This window comes from Streptomyces sp. NPDC032940 (genome assembly GCF_040636935.1).
In the GTDB taxonomy this organism is placed as follows: Bacteria; Actinomycetota; Actinomycetes; order Streptomycetales; family Streptomycetaceae; genus Streptomyces.
In genome coordinates, this window is the sequence record NZ_JBEZVJ010000003.1 from 217,180 (window position 1) to 237,833 (window position 20,654).

Annotated in this window: 18 protein-coding genes; 12 read left to right on the top strand and 6 right to left on the bottom strand. The window is 73.9% G+C overall.

The window, feature by feature from the left end; genetic code table 11:
* The first annotated feature begins 24 nt into the window (after positions 1-24).
* The 3 genes from AB0E77_RS05980 to AB0E77_RS05990 are packed head-to-tail and all read left to right on the top strand — an operon-like array spanning position 25 to position 2,926.
* On the top strand, positions 25-1,593 hold the full coding sequence (locus tag AB0E77_RS05980) for a 4-coumarate--CoA ligase family protein (protein WP_361566147.1): 1,569 nt from the start codon (positions 25-27) through the stop codon (positions 1,591-1,593).
* On the top strand, positions 1,590-2,324 hold the full coding sequence (locus tag AB0E77_RS05985; RefSeq protein WP_361566150.1) for an enoyl-CoA hydratase family protein: 735 nt from the start codon (positions 1,590-1,592) through the stop codon (positions 2,322-2,324). Before AB0E77_RS05980 ends, AB0E77_RS05985 begins: the two co-directional genes overlap by 4 nt.
* On the top strand, positions 2,312-2,926 hold the full coding sequence (locus AB0E77_RS05990) for a TetR/AcrR family transcriptional regulator (RefSeq protein WP_359395683.1): 615 nt from the start codon (positions 2,312-2,314) through the stop codon (positions 2,924-2,926). The genes AB0E77_RS05985 and AB0E77_RS05990 overlap by 13 nt, the downstream gene beginning before the upstream one ends.
* Before the next feature lie 24 nt (positions 2,927-2,950).
* Here the strand turns inward: AB0E77_RS05990 and pdxH are convergent, their stop codons facing one another.
* Positions 2,951-3,619, bottom strand: a complete 669-nt coding sequence (gene pdxH / locus AB0E77_RS05995) for a pyridoxamine 5'-phosphate oxidase (protein ID WP_361566155.1) — start codon at positions 3,617-3,619, stop codon at positions 2,951-2,953.
* Between the two features lie 292 nt (positions 3,620-3,911).
* On the opposite strand from pdxH, the gene AB0E77_RS06000 reads away from it, so the two are divergent.
* The 3 genes from AB0E77_RS06000 (at position 3,912) to AB0E77_RS06010 (ending at position 7,777) form a co-directional block, all read left to right on the top strand.
* Positions 3,912-5,012 (top strand): citrate synthase 2, encoded by a 1,101-nt coding sequence (locus tag AB0E77_RS06000; protein ID WP_361566157.1) that lies wholly within the window; start codon positions 3,912-3,914, stop codon positions 5,010-5,012.
* Between the two features lie 356 nt (positions 5,013-5,368).
* On the top strand, positions 5,369-6,211 hold the full coding sequence (locus AB0E77_RS06005; protein WP_361566160.1) for a GNAT family N-acetyltransferase: 843 nt from the start codon (positions 5,369-5,371) through the stop codon (positions 6,209-6,211).
* A 102-nt stretch (positions 6,212-6,313) separates the two neighbouring features.
* Entirely contained in the window at positions 6,314-7,777 is a 1,464-nt protein-coding gene (locus AB0E77_RS06010; RefSeq protein WP_361566162.1) for a PAS domain-containing protein, read from the top strand.
* Positions 7,778-7,817: 40 nt separating this feature from the next.
* Here the strand turns inward: AB0E77_RS06010 and AB0E77_RS06015 are convergent, their stop codons facing one another.
* Entirely contained in the window at positions 7,818-8,573 is a 756-nt protein-coding gene (locus tag AB0E77_RS06015) for an SIS domain-containing protein (RefSeq protein ID WP_361566165.1), read from the bottom strand.
* Between the two features lie 223 nt (positions 8,574-8,796).
* Here AB0E77_RS06015 and AB0E77_RS06020 point away from each other — a divergent pair, with 223 nt between their 5' ends.
* Together AB0E77_RS06020 and AB0E77_RS06025 are read left to right on the top strand one after the other, a co-directional pair.
* Positions 8,797-9,489 carry a metal-dependent transcriptional regulator gene (locus AB0E77_RS06020; RefSeq protein ID WP_361566168.1) on the top strand — a complete coding sequence of 231 codons (693 nt, stop codon included), beginning with the start codon at positions 8,797-8,799 and terminating at the stop codon, positions 9,487-9,489.
* A 492-nt stretch (positions 9,490-9,981) separates the two neighbouring features.
* The gene (locus AB0E77_RS06025) at positions 9,982-10,872 is read left to right on the top strand and encodes an alpha/beta hydrolase (protein ID WP_361566171.1); all 891 of its coding nucleotides are present in this window, start codon (positions 9,982-9,984) and stop codon (positions 10,870-10,872) included.
* 24 nt (positions 10,873-10,896) lie between these two features.
* On the opposite strand, the gene AB0E77_RS06030 is transcribed toward AB0E77_RS06025, so the two are convergent.
* The 3 genes from AB0E77_RS06030 to AB0E77_RS06040 form a co-directional block, all read right to left on the bottom strand.
* On the bottom strand, positions 10,897-12,516 hold the full coding sequence (locus tag AB0E77_RS06030) for a transporter (protein ID WP_361566173.1): 1,620 nt from the start codon (positions 12,514-12,516) through the stop codon (positions 10,897-10,899).
* Entirely contained in the window at positions 12,513-13,289 is a 777-nt protein-coding gene (locus AB0E77_RS06035; protein ID WP_361566176.1) for an ABC transporter ATP-binding protein, read from the bottom strand. Before AB0E77_RS06035 ends, AB0E77_RS06030 begins: the two co-directional genes overlap by 4 nt.
* 154 nt (positions 13,290-13,443) lie before the next feature.
* Complete coding sequence (locus AB0E77_RS06040) at positions 13,444-14,097, bottom strand: bifunctional DNA primase/polymerase (protein WP_361566179.1); 654 nt, start codon at positions 14,095-14,097, stop codon at positions 13,444-13,446.
* A gap of 276 nt (positions 14,098-14,373) precedes the next feature.
* Here AB0E77_RS06040 and AB0E77_RS06045 point away from each other — a divergent pair, with 276 nt between their 5' ends.
* Both AB0E77_RS06045 and AB0E77_RS06050 read left to right on the top strand, forming a co-directional pair.
* Positions 14,374-15,759 (top strand): transcriptional regulator, encoded by a 1,386-nt coding sequence (locus AB0E77_RS06045; protein WP_361566181.1) that lies wholly within the window; start codon positions 14,374-14,376, stop codon positions 15,757-15,759.
* A gap of 199 nt (positions 15,760-15,958) precedes the next feature.
* Positions 15,959-17,647, top strand: coding sequence for a hypothetical protein (locus AB0E77_RS06050; RefSeq protein ID WP_361566184.1), 1,689 nt, complete (start codon positions 15,959-15,961; stop codon positions 17,645-17,647).
* A 45-nt stretch (positions 17,648-17,692) separates the two neighbouring features.
* On the opposite strand, the gene AB0E77_RS06055 is transcribed toward AB0E77_RS06050, so the two are convergent.
* Positions 17,693-19,009, bottom strand: a complete 1,317-nt coding sequence (locus tag AB0E77_RS06055; protein WP_361566187.1) for an ABC transporter substrate-binding protein — start codon at positions 19,007-19,009, stop codon at positions 17,693-17,695.
* Positions 19,010-19,180: 171 nt separating this feature from the next.
* Between AB0E77_RS06055 and AB0E77_RS06060 the strand changes: the two genes are divergently transcribed.
* Complete coding sequence (locus AB0E77_RS06060; protein ID WP_361566190.1) at positions 19,181-19,627, top strand: hypothetical protein; 447 nt, start codon at positions 19,181-19,183, stop codon at positions 19,625-19,627.
* A 75-nt stretch (positions 19,628-19,702) separates the two neighbouring features.
* Positions 19,703-20,584: a formyltetrahydrofolate deformylase gene (gene purU / locus AB0E77_RS06065; protein WP_361566193.1), complete on the top strand. Its 882-nt coding sequence runs from the start codon at positions 19,703-19,705 to the stop codon at positions 20,582-20,584.
* The last annotated feature ends 70 nt before the right edge of the window (positions 20,585-20,654 follow it).

Here is a 20,654-nt window from a genome sequence, read left to right on the forward strand (position 1 = left end):
TATCCCGCCCGCGTTGGAGGAACCGTGTTCCGCAGCGAGTACGCACACGTCCCGCCCGTCGAACAGCCCATCCACGACGCCGTGCTCGGCCGGGCCGCCGTGTTCGGGAACACCCCGGCACTGATCGACGGCACCGACGGCACCACGCTCACCTACGAGCAGGTGGACCGGTTCCACCGGCGCATCGCCGCCGCCCTCGCCGAGGCCGGCCTGCGCAAGGGCGACGTCCTCGCCCTGCACAGCCCGAACACGGTCGCCTTCCCGCTCGCCTTCTACGCCGCCACCCGCGCGGGCGCCTCGGTGACCACCGTGCACCCGCTCGCCACCGCGGAGGAGTTCGCCAGACAACTCGGCGACTCGCGGGCCCGCTGGATCGTCACCGTCTCACCTCTCCTGAGCGTCGCCCGCCGCGCCGCCGAACTCGCGGGCGGCGTCCAGGAGATCTTCGTGTGCGACAGCGCGTCCGGCCACCGCTCCCTCATCGACATGCTGGCCTCGACCGCACCCGAGCCCGAGGTCGCCATCGACCCGGCCGAGGACGTCGCCGCCCTGCCCTACTCCTCGGGCACCACCGGCACGCCCAAGGGCGTCATGCTCACCCACCGGCAGATCGCCACCAACCTCGCCCAGCTCCAGCCCGCCATCGCGGCCGGCCCCGGCAAACGCATCCTGGCCGTCCTCCCGCTGTTCCACATCTACGGGCTCACCGCCCTCATGAACGCCCCGCTGCGGCTCGGCGCCACCGTCGTCGTCCTGCCCCGCTTCGACCTGGAACAGTTCCTCGCCGCGATCCAGAACCACCGCATCACCGGCCTGTACGTCGCCCCGCCGATCGTCCTCGCCCTCGCCAAGCACCCCCTGGTCGCCGACTACGACCTGTCCTCGCTGAAGTACGTCGTCAGCGCCGCAGCACCCCTGGACGCGCACCTCGCCGCCGCCTGCTCCCGGCGGCTCGGCCTGCCGCCCGTCGGCCAGGCCTACGGCATGACCGAACTCTCCCCGGGCACCCACGTCGTCCCCCTGGACGCCATGGCCGACGCACCGCCCGGCACCGTCGGCAAGCTCATCGCCGGCACCGAGATGCGCATCGTCTCCCTCACCGCCCCCGGCGAGGACCTCGGCGTCGGCGAGTCCGGCGAGATCCTCATCCGCGGCCCCCAGGTGATGAAGGGCTACCTGGGCCGCCCCGACGCCACCGCCGCCATGATCGACCAGGACGGCTGGCTGCACACCGGGGACGTCGGGCACGTCGACGCCGACGGCTGGCTGTTCGTCGTCGACCGCGTCAAGGAGCTCATCAAGTACAAGGGCTTCCAGGTGGCCCCCGCCGAACTCGAGGCCCTCCTCCTCACCCACCCCGGCATCGCCGACGCGGCCGTCGTCGGTGACCACGACGACGACGGCAACGAGGTGCCCCACGCCCACGTCGTGCGCCGGACGCCCGCCGACGGGCCCACCGAAGGAGAGATCATGATGTACGTCGCAGAACGCGTCGCCCCCTACAAACGCGTCCGCCGGGTCACCTTCACCGACGCCGTGCCCCGCGCCGCCAGCGGCAAGATCCTCCGCCGCGAACTGCGAGGCCGCCGGTGACCCCGATCGACCGCAGCCGCGCACGGGGCGTCGAGACCCTCACCCTCGACTCCCCGCACAACCGCAACGCCCTCTCCGCCGCCCTCGTCGCCGGCCTCGCCGACTCGCTCACCGCGGCCGGCGAGGACCCGAGCGTCCGCGCCGTCGTCCTCACCCACACCGGCACCACCTTCAGCGCCGGCGCCGACCTGCGCGACCCGCCCGACCCGGACGCCCTCGTCGCCCTGCTCCGGCAGATCGTCGAACTGCCCAAACCCGTCATCGCCCGGGTCACCGGACACGTCCGCGCCGGCGGCCTCGGCCTGCTTGCCGCCTGCGACATCGCGGCGGCGTCCACGGAGTCGACCTTCGCCTTCACCGAGGTCCGCATCGGCGTGGCCCCCGCCGTCATCACCCTCACCGTGCTGCCCCGCGCCGACCCCCGCGCCCTCACCCGCCACTACCTCACCGGCGAACGCTTCGACGCCGCCGAGGCCGTCCGCACCGGCCTGGTCACCGCGGCCGGCGACGACGTGGACGCCGTCCTCGCCCCCGTCCTCGACGGTGTGCGCCGCGCCTCACCCCAGGCTCTGGCCGAGACGAAACGGCTGCTCACGGCTAGGGTGCTGGAGGCCTTCGACCGGGACGCGGCCGACCTGACCGCGCTCTCGGCCCGGCTGTTCTCCTCCCCGCAGGCCCGCGAGGGGATGACGGCCTTCCTCGAACGACGGGATCCGGAATGGGTGGTGTGAGCGCGGCCGACCGTGCCGAGCGCGTACCGAAGCAGGACCGCAGCCGGGCCACCCGGCAGCGCCTCCTCGAAGCCGCCGTGGCCTGCCTCGCCGAACACGGCTGGGCCGGCTCCACGGTCTCCGTCGTCGCCGAACGCGCCGGCGTCTCCCGCGGCGCCGCCCAGCACCACTTCCCGACCCGCGAGGACCTCTTCACGGCCGCCGTCGAATACGTCGCGGAGGAACGCTCCGGTGCCCTGCGCGCCCTCTTCCCCGAGGGCGCCGCGGCCGACGACCGCCGGGCCGTCGTCGCCGCCCTCGTCGACCTCTACACCGGCCCGCTGTTCCGCGCCGCGCTCCACCTGTGGGTCGCCGCCTCGAACGAGGAACAGCTGCGCGGCCGGGTGACCGAGCTGGAGGCGCGCGTCGGCCGCGAGACCCACCGCATCGCCGTCGACCTCCTCGGCGCCGACGAGAGCCGCCCCGGCGTCCGCGAGACCGTCCAGGGCCTGCTGGACATGGCCCGCGGCCTCGGGCTCGCCAACCTCCTCACCGACGACGCCGGCCGGCGCGAACGCGTCGTGGCCCAGTGGGCCGACCTGCTGGACGGGGCGCTGGGCTGACACACCCCCGGCCCGCCCGGAGGGTCACGGAGCCAGCCGCTCCACCCGCCAGCCCCCGTCGGCCTCGGCCACGTACCGCAGCCGGTCGTGCAGCCGGTTCTCCCGGCCCTGCCAGAACTCCACCGTGCGCGGCACCACCCGGAACCCGCCCCAGTGCGGCGGCACCGGCACCCGCTCGCCCTCCGGATAGCGCGCCGCCAGCTCGGCGTACGCCGAGTCCAACGCCTCCCGCCCGGCCACCACCGACGACTGGACGCTCGCCCACGCGCCCAGCTGGGAGCCGTGCGGCCGGGTCCGGAAGTACGCGGCGGTCTCGTCCCGCCCGGTCCGCCGCGCCACCCCCGTCACGATGACCTGGCGGGCCATCGCGTGCCAGGGGAACAGCAGCGACACGTGCGGGTTCTCGCCCAGCTCGCGCCCCTTGCGGGAGTCGTAGTTCGTGAAGAAGACGAAGCCCTGCTCGTCGAAGTGCTTCAGGAGCACCGTGCGGGAGCTGGGCCGGCCCTCGGCGTCCGCCGTGGAGACCACCATGGCGTTCGGCTCGAACAGGCCGCCGTCCGTCGCGGCCTGCTTGAACCAGCGCGCGAACTGCTCGACGGGCGTCGCGGCCAGCTCACGCTCACCGAGCCCGTCGGCCCGGTACTGCTTGCGCATCGACGGAAGATCGAAGGGGACGGCATCGCGGTCGGTCACGACGCCATCCTGCCGTACCGCACGCCTCCCTTCGCGGTGTCCTCCGTCACTGAGCGGCACCGAGCGGCGTCGAGCGGTACTGAGTGGCACTGAGTGCCGCAACCCCTCCCCAAAGGTGGCACCCAGGGATATCGTGCTGGTTCCGTCCCGGTTGGATGAGCGCCGGCCGGACGGGGCATCACACGGGTGACCGAACGGACCGCGAGCCGGGGACACGGCCGAGGATCCCTGGGGACGACCGCACTCGCCCCCGCACAGGTCGCCACACATCACGACCACGAGGAGCCGCCTGATGTCCGATTTCGTACCCGGGCTAGAGGGAGTCGTCGCGTTCGAGACGGAGATCGCCGAACCCGACAAGGAGGGCGGTGCCCTCCGCTACCGAGGCGTCGACATCGAGGACCTGGTCGGCCACGTCTCCTTCGGCAACGTGTGGGGCCTGCTCGTCGACGGCGCCTTCAACCCCGGCCTGCCGCCCGCCGAACCCTTCCCCATCCCCGTGCACTCCGGCGACATCCGCGTCGACGTCCAGTCCGCGCTCGCCATGCTGGCCCCCGTCTGGGGCCTCAAACCCCTCCTGGACATCGACGCCGAGCAGGCCCGCGCCGACCTCGCCCGCGCCGCCGTCATGGCCCTGTCCTACGTCGCCCAGTCCGCCCGCGGCCAGGGCCTGCCCATGGTCCCGCAACGCGAGATCGACAAGGCCCAGTCGGTCGTCGAACGCTTCATGATCCGCTGGCGCGGCGAGCCCGACCCCCGGCACGTCGCCGCCGTGGACGCCTACTGGACCTCCGCCGCCGAGCACGGCATGAACGCCTCCACGTTCACCGCCCGCGTCATCGCCTCCACCGGCGCCGACGTGGCCGCCGCCCTCTCCGGCGCCGTCGGCGCCATGTCCGGCCCGCTGCACGGAGGCGCGCCCTCGCGCGTCCTCGGCATGATCGAGGAGATCGAACGCACCGGGGACGCCGAGGCGTACGTCAAGAAGACCCTGGACGCCGGCGAACGCCTCATGGGCTTCGGCCACCGCGTCTACCGCGCCGAGGACCCCCGAGCCCGCGTCCTGCGCCGCACCGCCCGCGAACTGGGCGCGCCGCGCTACGAGGTCGCCGAGGCCCTGGAGAAGGCGGCCCTCGCCGAGCTCCACGCCCGCCGTCCCGACCGCGTCCTGGCCACCAACGTCGAGTTCTGGGCCGCCATCATGCTCGACTTCGCCGAGGTCCCGGCCCACATGTTCACGTCCATGTTCACCTGCGCCCGCACGGCCGGCTGGTCGGCGCACATCCTGGAGCAGAAGCGCACGGGCCGCCTGGTCCGCCCCTCCGCCCGCTACACCGGCCCGGGCCCCCGCGACCCGCGCGAGGTGGAGGGCTACGAGGACATCGCGAACTGACCCCGCAGGCCCCCGCACAACGCAGACGACCCGCGAGTCAGGTTCCTCCGTGGAGGAGCCGGCCGGACGTACCGGCGACTCGCGGGTCGGGTGACTGCCTGGGATCGGGCCGGCTGCACGCGTCTCGCACGCGCTGGTCCGGCACCGCACTCCGTGTGGTGCCGGGCCGCTAGCCCGCAGCCACCTCACGCGTCCGGATCTGATACATCTGCCGAACCACCTCCCTTCCTTCTGTGTGCCCCCACAGTAAGAACCGGACGGCCGCCGGGGCAACGCCTTTTCTCGCGCGGTCCGCGACCGGTTCCGCGGCCGATATGCATGGACCCGGTCTCCCCTGCTCACCTACCGTTCCGACCATGACGCAGCGGCGGACGATCATGAGTGGGTCCACCTTCGAGGAGCGGATCGGGTACGCCCGGGCCGTCGTCGACGGGGACCGGGTGCACGTGTCGGGAACGACCGGGTTCGACTACGCGACGATGACCATCGCCGACGACGTGGTGGAGCAGGCCGAGCAGTGCCTGCGCACCATGGGCGCCGCGCTGGCCGAGGCCGGGTGCACCTTCGCGGACGTGGTGCGGGTGCGGTACCTGCTGCCGGAGCGGGAGGACTTCGAGCGCTGCTGGCCCCTGCTGCGGCGGGTGTTCGGCGAGGTGCGGCCGGCGGCCACCATGATGGTGTGCGGGCTCGCGGACGAGCGGATGCGGATCGAGATCGAGGCCGACGCGCGCCGGGGGTTCGTCGCGCCCGGCTCCGGGCTGCGGATCGAGGCCGTGGACGGCGTGGCCATGGCCGAGCAGTGGCGGCACGTGCACAACGAGATCGTGCCGCCCGCCGCGATGTCCCTGGACGACGTGCGCGAGCGCAGCGCCCGGTACCGGCTGGAGAACGCCTACCTCGGGGACGTCCTCGCCGGGTGCTCCACCGTGCGTCCGCCCGCGGGGGAGGAGCGGGTGGCCACCGTGATCGCGCGGGTGCTGCCGGCGTTCCGGGGGCGCGGCATCGGCACGGCGCTGTACGAACGGGGGCTGGCGCACGCGCGCGGACTGGGAGCCGGGGCGGTGGAGACGGTGGTGCTGGCGGCCAACGGGGAGGGGCTGCGGTTCGCCGCGGCGCGCGGGTTCGCCGAGTCCGAGCGCTACGTCCTGGACGGCGAGAGCGACGAGTGGGTCGATCTGCGGCTGGCCGTCGGGGAGTGACGCCGGCCCCTTGATGACAGGGGCCTATGCCGAGTTTCCGCAGTACAACGATTTCCCCGAACTTGCGGGAACCCGGTGTGTGCTGCATCACGTTCGAGTTGAATGAAGGCCAGTGGACGAACCGGCGTACGGTACGGCGGACGCAGCCTGCAGGGGGTTCAGGTGAGTGCTTCCCGGCGTAGTGGGACCACGGACGAGCTGGGGCCGGACGAACCGGAGCAGCCCGAGCGGGACGGCGCGGACCTGCTGGCCGCGCTCCTCGACGGGATGGACGCGGCGCTGTGCGCCTTCGACGCCGAGGGAGTCGTCACCCACTGGAACCGTGAGGCGGAGCGGATCCTGGGCTGGAGCGCGGCCGAGGCCGTGGGCCGGCAGGGCTTCGCGGGCTGGGCGGTGCGCAGCGCGGACGCCGGGGAGGTCGAGGAGCGGCTGCTGTCCGCGATGCGGGCGCCGGGGCGTCAGGTCAACGAGTTCGCGTTGCTGACGAAGGACGGCGGACGGGTGCTGGTGCGCACCCAGTCGGCGGCCGTGCGCGGCCCGGACGGCGGGCCCGCGGGGGTGTACTGCGCGTTCAGCGAGGTCCACGCGCAGATCGACCTGGAGCGGTCCATCGCGCTGAGCGAGGCGCTGCTGGAGGACGCGAGCTGGGGCGTCGTGCTCGTGGACGTGGATCTGCGGCCCGCCGTGGTCAACGCGCACGCGGCGCGCGCCCTGGGCGCTGGTCGTACGGCGGTGCTGGGCCGGCCGCTGGGTGATCTGCTGTCGCAGGGCGTGGAGGAGCTGGAGAGCGCGCTCACGCACGTCCTGGCGGAGGGTGCGCCGCCGGCGCCCGCCGAGGTGTGGGTGAGCGTGCGCACCCCGGAGGGGGAGCGGCGGCGGTGCTGGCGCAGCGGATTCGTGCGGCTGGCCTCTCCTCTGGCGGAGGAGCCGGTGCCGCTGGGCGTGGGCTGGCTGTTCCAGGACGTCACGGAGGCCAAGCAGGCCGAGCAGGAGGCGGCGCTGCTGCGGTTCCGCGCCCATCAGCTGCACCGGGCGGCGCGGGCGGCGGCGGAGTGCGAGGACCCGGCCGAGGCGGCGACCGTCCATCTGGACTTCGCGCTGGCCGGGTTCGCGGACCATGCGCTGATCGACCGGGTGGCGGGCGGGGCGCTCGTGGACTCCGTGGCGGCGGACGAGGTCCGGCTGGTGCGGGTCGCGACGACGCCGTCCGGCGCGCCGGGGCCGAGCCTGCCGTCGGGCGCGGCCGGGCTGCCGGTGCGGTACGGCGAGGGGCATCCGGCGTTGCAGTGCGTGGAGCGGGCCGGTTCGGTGCGGGTCAGTGCCGGTGTCGGCTCGGTGCCGCCGGAGCGGGTGCGCCGGTGGGCGGAGGCCCGGCAGTGGCCGGCGGACACGGTGCACGCCCTGTGCACGGTGCTGCGCAGCCGAGGGCGGACGCTGGGCGTCGTGACGTTCCTGCGGGGTGCCGGCCGCGGCGCCTTCGAGCGCCCCGACGCGATGTACGCGGAGGACGTGGCGGTGCGGATCGCGACGGCGCTGGACCTGGCGGGCGCGGTCGCCGAGGAGTAGCGGGGCCCGTGCGGAAGCCCGCCCGGGCCCGTCGCGCGGCCTAGCGGCGGTAGAAGATCCGGTCGCCGTACTCCTCCATCACGCGGCCGTTCCACTCGTGGCCGCCGTCCACGTTGCCGGAGCGCAGCAGGGGCGGTTCGATGCCGTGCTCGGCGAGGACGCCGGCCGTCGTCGCCATGACGGCCTGCATCAGCGCCGTGGTGACGACGGTGGACGCGGGGGCGAAGGGCGCCGGGACGGTGTCGAGGGTGAGTTCCGCGTCCCCGACGGCGATCTTGGAGTCGAGGACGAGGTCGCAGTGGTCCTTCAGGAAGGTGCCGGAGGTGTGCCGGGACCTGGTCCCGGAGGCGTAGGCCACCGAGGTCACGCCGATGACCTTCACCCCGAGGGCGCGGGCGTTCATGGCCATCTCCACGGGGAGCGCGTTGCGCCCGGACAGGGAGATGATCACCAGGGCGTCGCCCGCGCGCAGCGGCGAGGAGTCCAGTACGGCGCTCGCCAGGCCGTCGACCCGCTCCAGGGCGGAGCCGAGCGTGGCCGGCATGACGTCGACGCCGACGACGCCGGGCACGGCGAGCAGGTTCATCAGGGCGAGTCCGCCGGCGCGGTAGACGACGTCCTGGGCGGCGAGGGAGGAGTGACCGGCGCCGAAGGCGAAGAGGCGGCCCCCGTCGCGGACGGTGTCGGCGAGCAGGGTGCCGGCCGCCTCGACGGCGTCGGCCTCCTCGTCGCGGACGCGTCGCAGCAGGTCGATCGCCGCGTCGAGGAACTGGCCGGCCGGCTTGCGGTCGCTCATGCGGGGCCCCTTCGGTGTGGCTACGTCGCGATCACGGTGCGGTCTGGACCTGTGCGGTGTCAATACGGCCCGGGGGGCGTGTGGGGGCGGCGTCCGGCGGGCCTGGCGCTCCGGCTTTCCGCGGCGAGGGACGCTTGTCGGTGGTATGCGTCAGAATTGGGTGCAGGGCCAGCGCACGCGCCGGTGGGCCTGAGCCTCCGGCAGATCTCACCAAGGGGCACGTATGTCCGGACTGATCGACACCACGGAGATGTATCTCCGCACCATCCTCGAGCTGGAGGAGGAAGGGGTGGTCCCCATGCGTGCCCGGATCGCCGAGCGGCTCGACCAGAGCGGCCCGACGGTCAGCCAGACGGTGGCGCGGATGGAGCGCGACGGTCTGGTGTCCGTGGCCGCGGACCGGCATCTGGAGCTGACCGACGAGGGGCGCCGGCTGGCGACGCGCGTGATGCGCAAGCACCGGCTCGCGGAGTGCCTGCTCGTCGACGTGATCGGCCTGGAGTGGGAGCAGGTGCACGCCGAGGCGTGTCGCTGGGAGCACGTGATGAGCGAGGCCGTCGAGCGCCGGGTGCTGGAGCTGCTGCGCCACCCGACCGAGTCGCCGTACGGCAATCCGATCCCGGGCCTGGAGGAGCTGGGCGAGGCGGACGGCGCCGACCCGTTCCTGGACGAGGGCATGGTGTCGCTCGCCGACCTCGGTCCGGGCCCGGAGGGCAAGACGGTGGTCGTGCGCCGCATCGGCGAGCCGATCCAGACGGACGCGCAGCTGATGTACACGCTGCGCCGGGCGGGCGTGCAGCCGGGCTCCGTGGTGAGCGTGACGGAGTCGGCGGGCGGTGTGCTGGTCGGCAGCGGCGGTGAGGCGGCCGAGCTGGAGGCGGACGTCGCGTCCCACGTGTTCGTCGCCAAGCGCTGAGCGCCCGCGCCGGCCGCCTGCGCGGGCCGGTCTCTCCACGCGTCGCCGATCCCGTCGATTCGCGGACGGGCTGCGCCGGAACGGCAGCGGTCGCGCGTTTCGCGTGCGAGGCTGTCGCGTGAGGCGGAGGGCGTGAGGCGCTGGGCCGCGGCCCGACAGCGATGTCGGCCCGGCCGGGGAGGGGGAGGGACATGCCGGAGAGACGTGGAGGGCCCCGGCGCCTGACGGCGCCGGGGCCTGTCCTCCCCTGTGCTGACCCGGAGCCCCGAGCTCCCAGGGTCAATCCCGTCGGACCGTTTTCCCCGAGCGGCCCGCCTCCCGCTGAAGATCTCCCCCCGGCGGCGGCGGTCAATCCCTGACGGGTGTCACTCGAAGGAGGGGTGTTGTCCGTCGGGACGCCATTTTCGAATACCCATTCGATACTCTGCGGTTGTCGGACACGAAGAGCAGCGCAGGCACGACAGGGCGCGACACTTGGGGGTGCCAGGACCTATGGCGCGGCGCATCGACGTCACCGGGGCGGGCGGGGTACGCCTGGCCGCCTGGGAGTTCGGCGACCCTCCCAAGCCCGACGGGACCCACGGCCCGGATCCGCAGGACGGGCGGCACGGCGGCCCGCCGGGCGTGCTGTTACTGCACGGCCTGATGGGCCGCGCGTCGCACTGGGCGCCCACCGCGCGCTGGCTCTCCGCGCGCCACCGGGCCGTCGCCCTGGACCAGCGCGGCCACGGCCGCAGCGACAAGCCCCCGCGGGGCGCGTACACCAGGGAGGCGTACGTCGAGGACGTCGAGGCCGCCCTGGAGCAGCTCGGCCTCGGCCCGGCCGTCCTCATCGGCCACGCCATGGGAGCGCTCACCGCCTGGCAGCTCGCCGCCAAGCGCCCCGACCTGGTCCGCGGCCTCGTCATCTGCGACATGCGGGCCTCCGCGCTCGGCGCCGCCTCGCAGCGGGTGTGGGACGAGTGGTTCCGGGCCTGGCCGGTCCCGTTCGCGACCCTCGCCGACGTCCGCAAGTGGTTCGGCGAGGACGACCCCTGGGTGGAGCGGCCCAACCCGGCCCGGGGCGAGTTCTACGCCGAGGTGATGGCCGAGTCCCCCGACGGCTGGCGCCCCGTCTTCGAACCCGACCAGATGCTCCGCTCCCGCGAGACCTGGGTCTACGACGCCCACTGGGAGGAGCTGGCCCAGGTCCGCTGCCCCACCCTGGTCGTGCGCGGACTCGACGGGGAGCTGGGCCGCGCCGAGGCCCAGGAGATGGTCCGGGTCCTGCCGCGCGGCCAGTACGCGGAGGTCGCCGACGCGGGCCACCTCGTCCACTACGACCAGCCGGAGGCGTGGCGGGCGGCCATCGAACCGTTCCTGGACACCCTCAGGGAAGGGTGAGGCGGGACGGGGGCCCCGCCCCCGTCAGCCCTTGCTCACCGCCGCCAGGATCTCCGGCAGCCGCCGCGCCGTCTGCGGCGCGGCCAGCCGCAGGCCCAGCAGGGTGAGCGCCGCGCCGTACCCGGCGCCCACCGGCAGCAGCACCGCGCCCCACGCGTCGCCGCCCTCGCGCACGTTCAGCCAGACGGTCAGCGCGATGACCGGCGCGCACAGCAGGGCGGCGCCCACCATCCCGCCGACGATGGAGATCCAGGCCAGCCCCACCTGCCCGGGGACCACGTTCTTGTGGCCCTCCTGCGGAACGGAGTACGGGAAACGGGCCGAGGTCCAGGCGCCCGTCGCGAGCATCGCGCCGAGCAGCGCGAAGGACAGGCCGAGCGCCTCGGGCAGCTTGCGCCACTCGTCGAGCATCGCCGTGGTCAGGACGGTGACGAGGGTGGCGTACGGCAGGGTGATCAGCAGCAGCGCCAGCGCGCGGGCGCGCAGCTCGGCGTACGCGTCCCGGGTCGAGGAGATCGACATCGCGACGATCCAGAAGGCGGACGTGTCCTGGCCGAACTGGTTGTACATCTGGATGCCGAGCATCCCGGCGGCGAAGCAGGCGAAGTACACCGAGCCGGTGCCCTGCCAGGCGTTGAACACCGGCACGATCAGGCCGATGGCGAGCGAGGTCACCCAGGCCGCCTTGGTCTTGGGGTCGCGCCACACGTACCGCAGGGTCCGCTCCATGGTGGTGCCGGTGCGGCCCGCCGGGAGCAGCCGGGCCGGGCCCGCCGAGCCCGGCTCGCGGGCGGGCCTGCCCTCGGCGGCCTGGAGCGTGGACCCGTCGGGCGAGGTCATCAGCCGGGTCAGATGCCGCGCCCACACCCACAGCAGCAGCACCAGGGCGGCCGCGGTCAGCGCCAGCTGGGCGAGCGCGACGCCGTACGATCCGTCGCTCGCCGCGTCCGTCGCGCCGACCGCCGACGCGGGCGGCACCCAGCGCAGCACGTCGGCCACCGGGTCGAGCCGGCCCAGACCGGACGCGCCGAGCCGCTGCGCGCCGAAGTTGACCAGCTGGGCCCCGACCGCGACGACCAGGCCGCTCAGCACGGCCAGATCACGTCCCTTGCGGCTGGTCAGCAGCCGCACGTTCGCCGCGGCGACGGCCCGCGCGAGGGTCACGCACACCAGCAGCGCGAGGACGGCACCGACGATGCCGACGGCGAACGCCGCCCCGCCGTGCGCGACCGAGACCACGGACCCGGCGAACATGCACAGCGTGAACAGCGGCCCGATGCCCACCAGGGAGGCCGTGAGCAGGGCCCGCACCAGCGGGCGGGGCCGCAGCGGGAGCATCACCAGCCGCGTCGGGTCGAGGGTCTCGTCGCCGCTCGGGAAGAACAGCGGCATCACCGCCCAGCCCAGCCCGAGCACGGCCGCGAGCAGCACGATCAGCGCGTCCGCGTGCGCGTGTCCGCGCAGGGCGACCAGGCCGAGCAGCTGGAGCGCGGTGAAGAGCAGGACGACGACGGCCGAGGCGACGTAGGCGGCCCGCCGCCCGCCGGACTGCCGCAGCCCGTTGCGCAGCAGGGACAGCTTCAGCCGTACGAACACGGCCGTCAGGGGCACGGCCGGTGCCGCGGGTGCGGTGCGCGCGCTCATCGCGCCCCGCCGCCCAGCCAGTCGAGGTCGCTGCCCGTGTCCCGGGTGCCCGCCCCGACGAGTTCGAGGAACGCCTCCTGCAACGAGGCCGCGTCACCGCGAACTTCGGCGAGCGTGCCGGTGGCGCGGATACGTCCGGCGGCCATGACGGCCACCCAGTCGCACAGCGACTCCACCAGCTCCATCACGTGCGAGGAGAAGACGACGGTGGCGCCGGAGGCGGTGTAGCGCTCCAGGACGCCCCGGATCGTCTGCGCCGACACCGGGTCGACGCCCTCGAACGGCTCGTCCAGGAAGAGCACTTCGGGGTTGTGCAGCAGCGCGGTCGCCAGGCCGATCTTCTTGCGCATGCCGGTCGAGTAGTCCACGACCAGCTTGTGCTGGGCGCCGGCCAGGTCCAGCACGTCCAGCAGCTGCGTGGCCCGCTTGTCCACCTCGGCCCCGGGCAGCCCGCGCAGCCGACCCGAGTAGGCGAGCAGCTCCCGCCCGGACAGCCGTTCGAACAGCCGCAGCCCTTCGGGCAGCACCCCGATCCTGGCCTTCACCTCGACCGGATCGCGCCACACGTCGTGCCCGACCACCTCGACCGACCCCTGATCCGGCCGGAGCAGCCCGGTGACCATGGAGAGCGTGGTGGTCTTCCCGGCCCCGTTCGGCCCGACGAGACCGATGAACTTCCCCGCGGGCAGCTCGAGATCGATACCGCCCACGGCGACCTGCTGCCCGAACCGCTTCCAGAGCCCTTGCACACGTACGGCGCTCGCACTCACCACGTCTCCCTCCGTCGCTTGGAACCCTACGGGGGAGAAGCGCCCCGAAGGGGCGCGGGACCGTGCACATGTGCGGCTCCGCCGCGTGGGCGCGATCAACCGGAGGACAACCCGCACCCGCCGTCAGGCGCAAGCCGGGCAGACGAAGAGGCGCGCCTCACCGATCCCGGCCGCACGCATACGCCAGCGGCGAGATCACCTCCTCCACATCCGGCAACCACCGGTTCGCCGCCGTGGGCCGGCACACCCACTGCACGGCCCCCCGCGTCCCCACCCGCGTCGGCGGAGCCGCGACGTACCCGCCCTCCCCGAGCACCGCCAGATCGAGCGACCGGGGCGACCAGCCCAGCCCCCGCAGCAGCTCCGGCACCTTCGCCGCGGCTCCCGGAAGGACGAAGAACCGCATCCGCCGGTCCGGCGCCAGCGTCACCGGCCCGAGCGTCAGCTCCATCCGCTCCATCCGGGCCAGCGCCAGGAACCCCGCGCTCTCGGCCACCTCGACCGCGTCGAACGTCCGTCCCGTGGGCAGCAGTACCGACGCCGCCGGCTGCTTCTGCCACATCCGGCGGGCGACGGTCGCGCTGCCCGTCGCACGCGCCGCCCAGTCCTCGTGCGCCGGGTGCGCCCCGGGGGCGGCGCACGCCGGCTCCCCGCAGGAGCAGCGCTGCACCCCGTCGGCGGCCTCGAGCCAGGCCCCGGGGAACACGTCCCAGTGGCGCTCCTCGGCATAGCGGACGGCGGTCTCCAGCAGCGACGTTCCGCGCTGCTGAGGGATATGAGCGGATCCGGTGCCCGGGATGGTCTCTTCCACGTGGAACTCAACTCCCGTGCCCACCACGGGTTACGGCCCTCCCACGCGCGGGGGAGGAGCATCGTTCCCGCACTCGGGGCGCATGGGTGCACGTTCGGGGGCGCGCGGGAGGATCCGCGGCCGGAGCTGGGTAGCCAGGACTGGGGCCGGCACCGGCCGTAACCCCGGCAAACCTCACAAGCCTCGCATTGTCGGCAGTTCGGCGGGGCATTGATCTTCACGGCCGGACATCCCACGTTCCGCCGAGACAGCATCGAAACCGCATGGGGGTACGCCATGGCCGCAAGGCCTCTCGTCGCGCGACAGCCGAACGAACGGCTGCAGGCGCTCATTCAGGAAGCGGGCTGCTCCAACGCGGGCCTGGCCCGCCGGGTGAACATGTGCGGCGTCGAGCACGGCCTCGACCTGAGGTACGACAAGACGTCCGTGGCCCGCTGGCTGCGCGGACAGCAGCCGCGCGGCCGGGCCCCGGCGATCATCGCCGAGGCGCTGGGACGCAAGCTCGGCCGTACGGTCACGATCGACGAGATCGGCATGGCCAACGGCAAGAACCTCGCGTCGGGCGTCGGCCTCCAGTTCTCGCCGACGGTACTGGGGGCCATCGAGCAGGTCTGCGAGCTGTGGCGCAGCGACGTGGGACGGCGGGACTTCCTGTCCGGCTCCTCCGTCGCCGCGTCCGCGCTGGTCGAACCGAGCCGGGACTGGCTGATCTCCGCGCCCGACCCGCAGGTGTCGCGCTCGGCCGGGCCTCGGGTGGGCCAGTCCGACGTGGCGGCCGTGCGGGCGATGACGCAGGCGCTGGTCGACCTGGACCACCAGTACGGCAGCGGGCATGTGCGCCCCGTCGTCGTGCACTACCTCAACAGCGTCGTCTCCGGGCTGCTCGCGGGCTCCTACCGGGAGGCGGTCGGAAGGGAGCTGTTCGCCACGGTCGCCCGACTGACCGAACTCGCCGGATACATGGCCGTCGACACCGGCCAACCAGGCCTGGCCCAGCGGTACTACATCCAGTCACTGCGGCTCGCGCAGGCGGCCGGCGACCGCGGTTACGGCGGCTACGTCCTCGCCGCGTCCATGAGCCACCTGGCCGCGCAGCTCGGGAACCCGCGCGAGATCGCCCAGTTGGCCCGCGCGGCGCAGGAGGGCGCACGCGGGCGCGTCACCCCGCGCGCGGAGTCGATGTTCCACGCCGCGGAGGCGCGCGGCCACGCCCTGCTCGGCGACGCGCGGTCGGCCCAGGCGGCCGCCGGGCGCGCCATCGAGGCGATGGAGGCGGCCGACCCGGCCTCCGGAGACGATCCGGCGTGGATCTCCCACTTCGACCAGGCCTACCTGGCCGACGAGTTGGCGCACTGCCACCGGGACCTCGGGCAGGCCGACGCCGCGGCCCGGTGCGCCGAGGAGTCCCTCGCCGGGCACCCCGAGTCGCGGGCCCGCAGGCGGGCCATCGGCCATGTGCTGCTCGCCACGGCACAGGTGCAGCAGCGGGAGATCGAACAGGCCTGCCACACGGCGCTGAAGGCCGTGGAGCTGCTGGAGACGCTGCGCTCCAACCGGGGCGCCGAGTACCTGGAGGACTTCCAGCAGCGCCTGGAGCCGTACCGGGAGGAGTCGGTGGTACGGGAGTTCGGGGCGCGGCTCGATCTGCCCGCCGCCGCGTGAGCCGTCGGGCCCCGGTGTGTGAACGTGCGGTGAAACGCTGTGCGGAGAGCGGAAAGGAACGTAAACAGCGTGCCGGGGCCCGGTTTTGTTACTGCGGTCACAGGGAAAGAGGTCGCGCCCCGGGCGGCGTGGCAGGGGCTCGGGGGACCCGGTAGCGTGAGCCGACGATTCCGAAGGTCCCCCATTCACAGGAGTCCCGGTGACGCAGAGTGGACAGGGCGAAGAGCCCTCGCCGCGGCAAGCGCGCGAAGGCATCGTGCTGCCCTCGGACGGCGGTGCGCCCTTGCTGCCGGGCCCGGCGGGCGGACCCGCGGGTCCGCAGGCCGCAGGGTCCACGCCCCCCTCGGCGCCGCCCGGCGCCCAGGCGTGGGACCAGCCGTGGGGGCCGGGGCAGCAGCAGTACGGCCCCTCCCAGGGTGAGGGCTGGCCCACTCCGCCCGGCGCCCAGCCCTGGGGCTCCCCGGAGGCCGGCGGCCCGCCCGCCGATCAGCACGCCTGGCCCGCGCAGGGGCCGGCGCAGGGCTCCGGCGGCCTGCCGCCCGCGCAGGGCCCGGGGCCGCTGCCCCCCGAGAACACCCAGCCTCCGGCGTACGGCGCCCCGGCCGCAGCGGGACCCGCCCAGGGCGCGCAGCCGCCGTACGGGCAGCCGGAGTACGGACAGGCCGCGTACGGGCAGCAGGAGTACGGCCGGCAGCCCCACGGCCAGCAGCCGCACGGGCAGCCCAACGGCCAGCAGGCGCACGGGCAGCCCGCCGCGCCGCTTCCGCCGGCCGACGAGGGCGCCACCCAGTACCTGCCGCCGGTCGGCATACCCGCCGACGAGGGGGCGACGCAGTACATACCCCCCGTCTCTCCGGGGGCGCTGCCCCCCGAGAGACCCGCCGCCGGTACGCCCTCCGACGCGACGCAGTTCCTCGGGCGCGCGCCGCAGCACGCCCCCCACCCGGCGGCGCCCGCGGCCGGCCACCCCGACGCCGAGGCCACGCAGTACATCGCGCCCGTGCCCGCAGGCCCGGCCGCCGGTCCGCACGGCGGCATGCCCGGTGCCGACGACGGCCGGCAGCCGCCCGCCGAGTTCGACAGCCTCTTCCGCAGCGGACCGGGCGCCGACGGTCCCGCCTCCGCCACCCAGCAGCTGCCCCGCTTCGACGAGCCGGGCCCCGCGCACCCCGCCGACGCGGGCGGGTACGTCCCGCAGGGTCCGGGCGGCGGCCGGCGCGGCGGCGGCCACGGCGACGGGGGCCGCGGCGGCCGGACCGGTTCCCGTCTGCCGCTGCTGGCGGCCGTGGGCGTCGGCATCGCCGTGGTCGGGATCGGCGCCGGCGCGATGATGGGCGGCGGAGACGGCGACGACGACAAGAACGCCAACCAGACCGTGTCCGCCACGGCCCCCGCGGACTCCGCGTCGGCCTCGGCCCCGGAGTCACCGTCCGCCGACCCGGTCCGGCAGCAGGCCGTCGAGCTGGACAAGCTGCTGGCCGAGAGCGGCAGCAGCCGCACCACCGTGATCAACGCGGTGGCCGACGTGAAGACCTGCGACAACCTGGCCCAGGCCGCCAAGGACCTGCGCGAGGCCGCCAAGCAGCGGTCCGGGCTGGTCACCAGCCTCTCCCAGCTGTCCGTGGACAAGCTGCCCGCGCACGCCGAGCTGACCGCCGCGCTCACCAAGGCGTGGCAGGCCTCGGCGTCGGCCGACAACCACTACGCGGCCTGGGCCGACAAGACGGCCGGGAAGAAGGGCTGCAAGAAGGGCAAGGCCGCCACCCAGCCCAAGGAGGCGAACCGGGCGAGCGGCACGGCGAGCCAGGAGAAGGCGAAGGCCGCCGACCTCTGGAACGCCATCGCCAAGCAGTACGGCCTGACCGAGCGCGAGCCGACCCAGCTCTGACCGACGGCGGGCGGGCCTTCGCGGGCCCGCCCGCTCCGGCCCGGCTCAGAGGACGTCGGCGTGGCGCAGCGTCCGGGTGGTGTCCACGGCGCCCTTGCGGGCCGAGACCAGCCGGCCCTGCCGGACGACCTGGAGGGTGACCTCCGTGTTGACCAGCCGCGGGAAGCCGACCGAGGCCAGCTTGTCCTGGAACTCCCACCGCAGCGTCGGCGTCAGGCCGCCCGTGCCGACCTCCAGCCCGCCGTCCAGGGCCCGGGTGACCCGGTCGGCGCTCACCCGGCCGTCGCCCAGCGACTCGACGATCTCCTTGAACACGGTGTAGGCGATCCAGGTGGTCTGCACCCCGGCGTCCGCGGCGTCGACGCTGTTGTCGCCGAACGCCTCCTCCTGGATGACCTTCTTCATCCCGTCCCAGCCCGGATCGTCCGCCTCCGGATACCAGCCGGTGACGTACGCGCCCTCGTAGGGCCCCGAGGCCCCGCCGGACGCGTTGACGGTCGACTGGTCGACGCTGCCGAGCACCGTCGCCGTCCGCACCTGCGGATACTCCTCGCGGGCCCGCCGGAAGGAGTCCATGAAGGTGCCGGTGCGGTCCCCGAGGACCGGCACCACGCACCCCTCCCGCTCCGCTGCGGCGGTCGCCTGCCGCAGCGCACGGTCGGACTCGCGGTCGTACTCGGTGGCGTCCTCCTTCGCCCGCTGGTCGTGGGTCGGGGCGTGTCCGCCACCGGTCAGCCCCGAGTCGAGCAGCGCGGGCAGCTGGTCGCCGGCGATGGTGTCGGGCCGGACGAGCGTGACGTCACCGCAGACCTCCGCCAGCGCGCTGCCCAGCCCGGCGAGCAGCGCGGGCTGGCCGCCGTTGACGGGGTAGGACAGGGGGCTGGTGAACTCGGTGTTGGTGATGCCGTAGCCGCCGATGTACGGGATGCCGGCGCCCTCCAGGACGGGGAAGAACGAGTCGGCGTGCTGGCTGTAGGAGCCGACGACGGCGACCGCGCCCTCCTTGACCGCGCGCCGGGCGCACTTCGCGGCGGCCACGCTGTCGTTGTGGTCGTTGCACGTCAGGACGTTGAGCTTGCGGCCGCCCAGGCCGCCGTGGGCGTTGACCCAGCGGGCGTAGGCGCGGGCGAAGGCGGGCATGCCGGGCTTGTTGGTCGCGCCCGTGTCCGAGGGCGCCCAGGTCATGACGGTGATCGGGTCGTCCCCGGAGCCCCCCGTGACACCGGGGACGACCCCGCAGCCGGTGAGGAGCGACGCACACGCCGCCAGCGCGCCGGCGGTCACCGCCCCGGTCCGGGCGGCCCGGAAGCGGCCGGGGAGGCCGCGGAGGAATGTGCTGCGGTGGTGTCGCCTGCCGGTCATGGTCCCGCACGATTCCGCCACACGGATAACCTGGAGGTGACCCGTGGTCGACGCAGGGTGACGCCGAGGTGAATTGCGGGGGCCGGTACGCCGGCAGGGGAGGGGAACGTACGATCGGTGACCGTGCAAGGTTCGGAGAACTCTTCCCGTCGCGGCCGTCGCTCCTCCACCATGGGCGGCATGCCACTCAACGACATGCCGTGGTGGCGCTGGCGCAGCCAGGTGCGCTCCGCGCTGCACATGCTCTCCGCGCCCGCCTTCCAGCGGGACGTCTGGCTGGCCGGCACGCCCGGGTACGGCGACGTCACCGACGCGGTGTACCGGCTGGTGGAGGACACCTGGCTCGACCACTGGTCCGCCGAGAAGTACGTCGGCACCATCTTCCGCGACTCCCAGGAGGCGGCCCTCGTCGACACCGCCGTGCTGAGGGTGCTGCGGATCATGCACCAGGTGGGGCCGGACGCGCCGGTGGCCGCCTACCTCGAGCACCCGGACTGGCCGGAGGCGGTGCGGGCGGCGCGGGACGCGCACGTCCGGCTGGCGACCAGCGACGGCGAGGAGCCGGACTCGGAGCCCCGCAGCCTCGAGGTGCTGCGGATCATGACGCGGTCCGCCTGACCGGGTCCGCCTGACGCGGTCCGCCTGTCGGGCGGCCTTCGGCCCGGCAGGGCCGGATATGGGACCCTGTCCCCCATGAACGAGCAGTCCAGCCCCGCCGCCGCACCGGCCGACCAGTACGTCCTCACCCTGTCCTGCCCCGACAAGCAGGGCATCGTGCACGCCGTGTCGAGCTACCTGTTCATGACCGGTTGCAACATCGAGGACAGCCAGCAGTTCGGCGACCACGACACGGGTCTGTTCTTCATGCGCGTCCACTTCTCGGCCGACGAGCCGGTGACCGTGGACAAGCTGCGGGCCAGCTTCACGGCGATCGGCGACGCCTTCCACATGGACTGGCAGATCAACCGGGCCGACGAGAAGATGCGCATCGTGCTCATGGTCAGCAAGTTCGGGCACTGCCTGAACGACCTGCTGTTCCGGGCCCGGACCGGCGCGCTGCCCGTGGAGATCGCCGCGGTGGTGTCCAACCACACCGACTTCGCGGAACTGGTGGGGTCCTACGGCGTCCCCTTCCACCACATCCCCGTGACGAAGGACACCAAGGCGGACGCCGAGGCGCGGCTGCTGGAGATCGTGCGCGAGGAGAAGGTCGAACTCGTCGTGCTCGCCCGCTACATGCAGGTCCTCTCCGACGACCTGTGCAAGCAGCTCAGCGGGCGGATCATCAACATCCACCACTCCTTCCTGCCGAGCTTCAAGGGCGCGAAGCCGTACCACCAGGCGCACGCCCGGGGCGTGAAGCTGATCGGCGCGACCGCGCACTATGTGACGGCCGACCTCGACGAGGGGCCGATCATCGAGCAGGAGGTCGAGCGGGTCGGCCACGACGTCACGCCGGACCAGCTGGTGGCGGTCGGGCGGGACGTGGAGTGCCAGGCGCTGGCACGGGCCGTGAAGTGGCACGCGGAGCGGAGGATCCTTCTGAACGGGCGCCGCACGGTGGTGTTCGCGTAGCAGTTCGGGGAGTCCTGTCTCGTCGGCGACCGCGGGTGGTGGGTGGTTGCTCGCGCAGTCGCCGACGAAA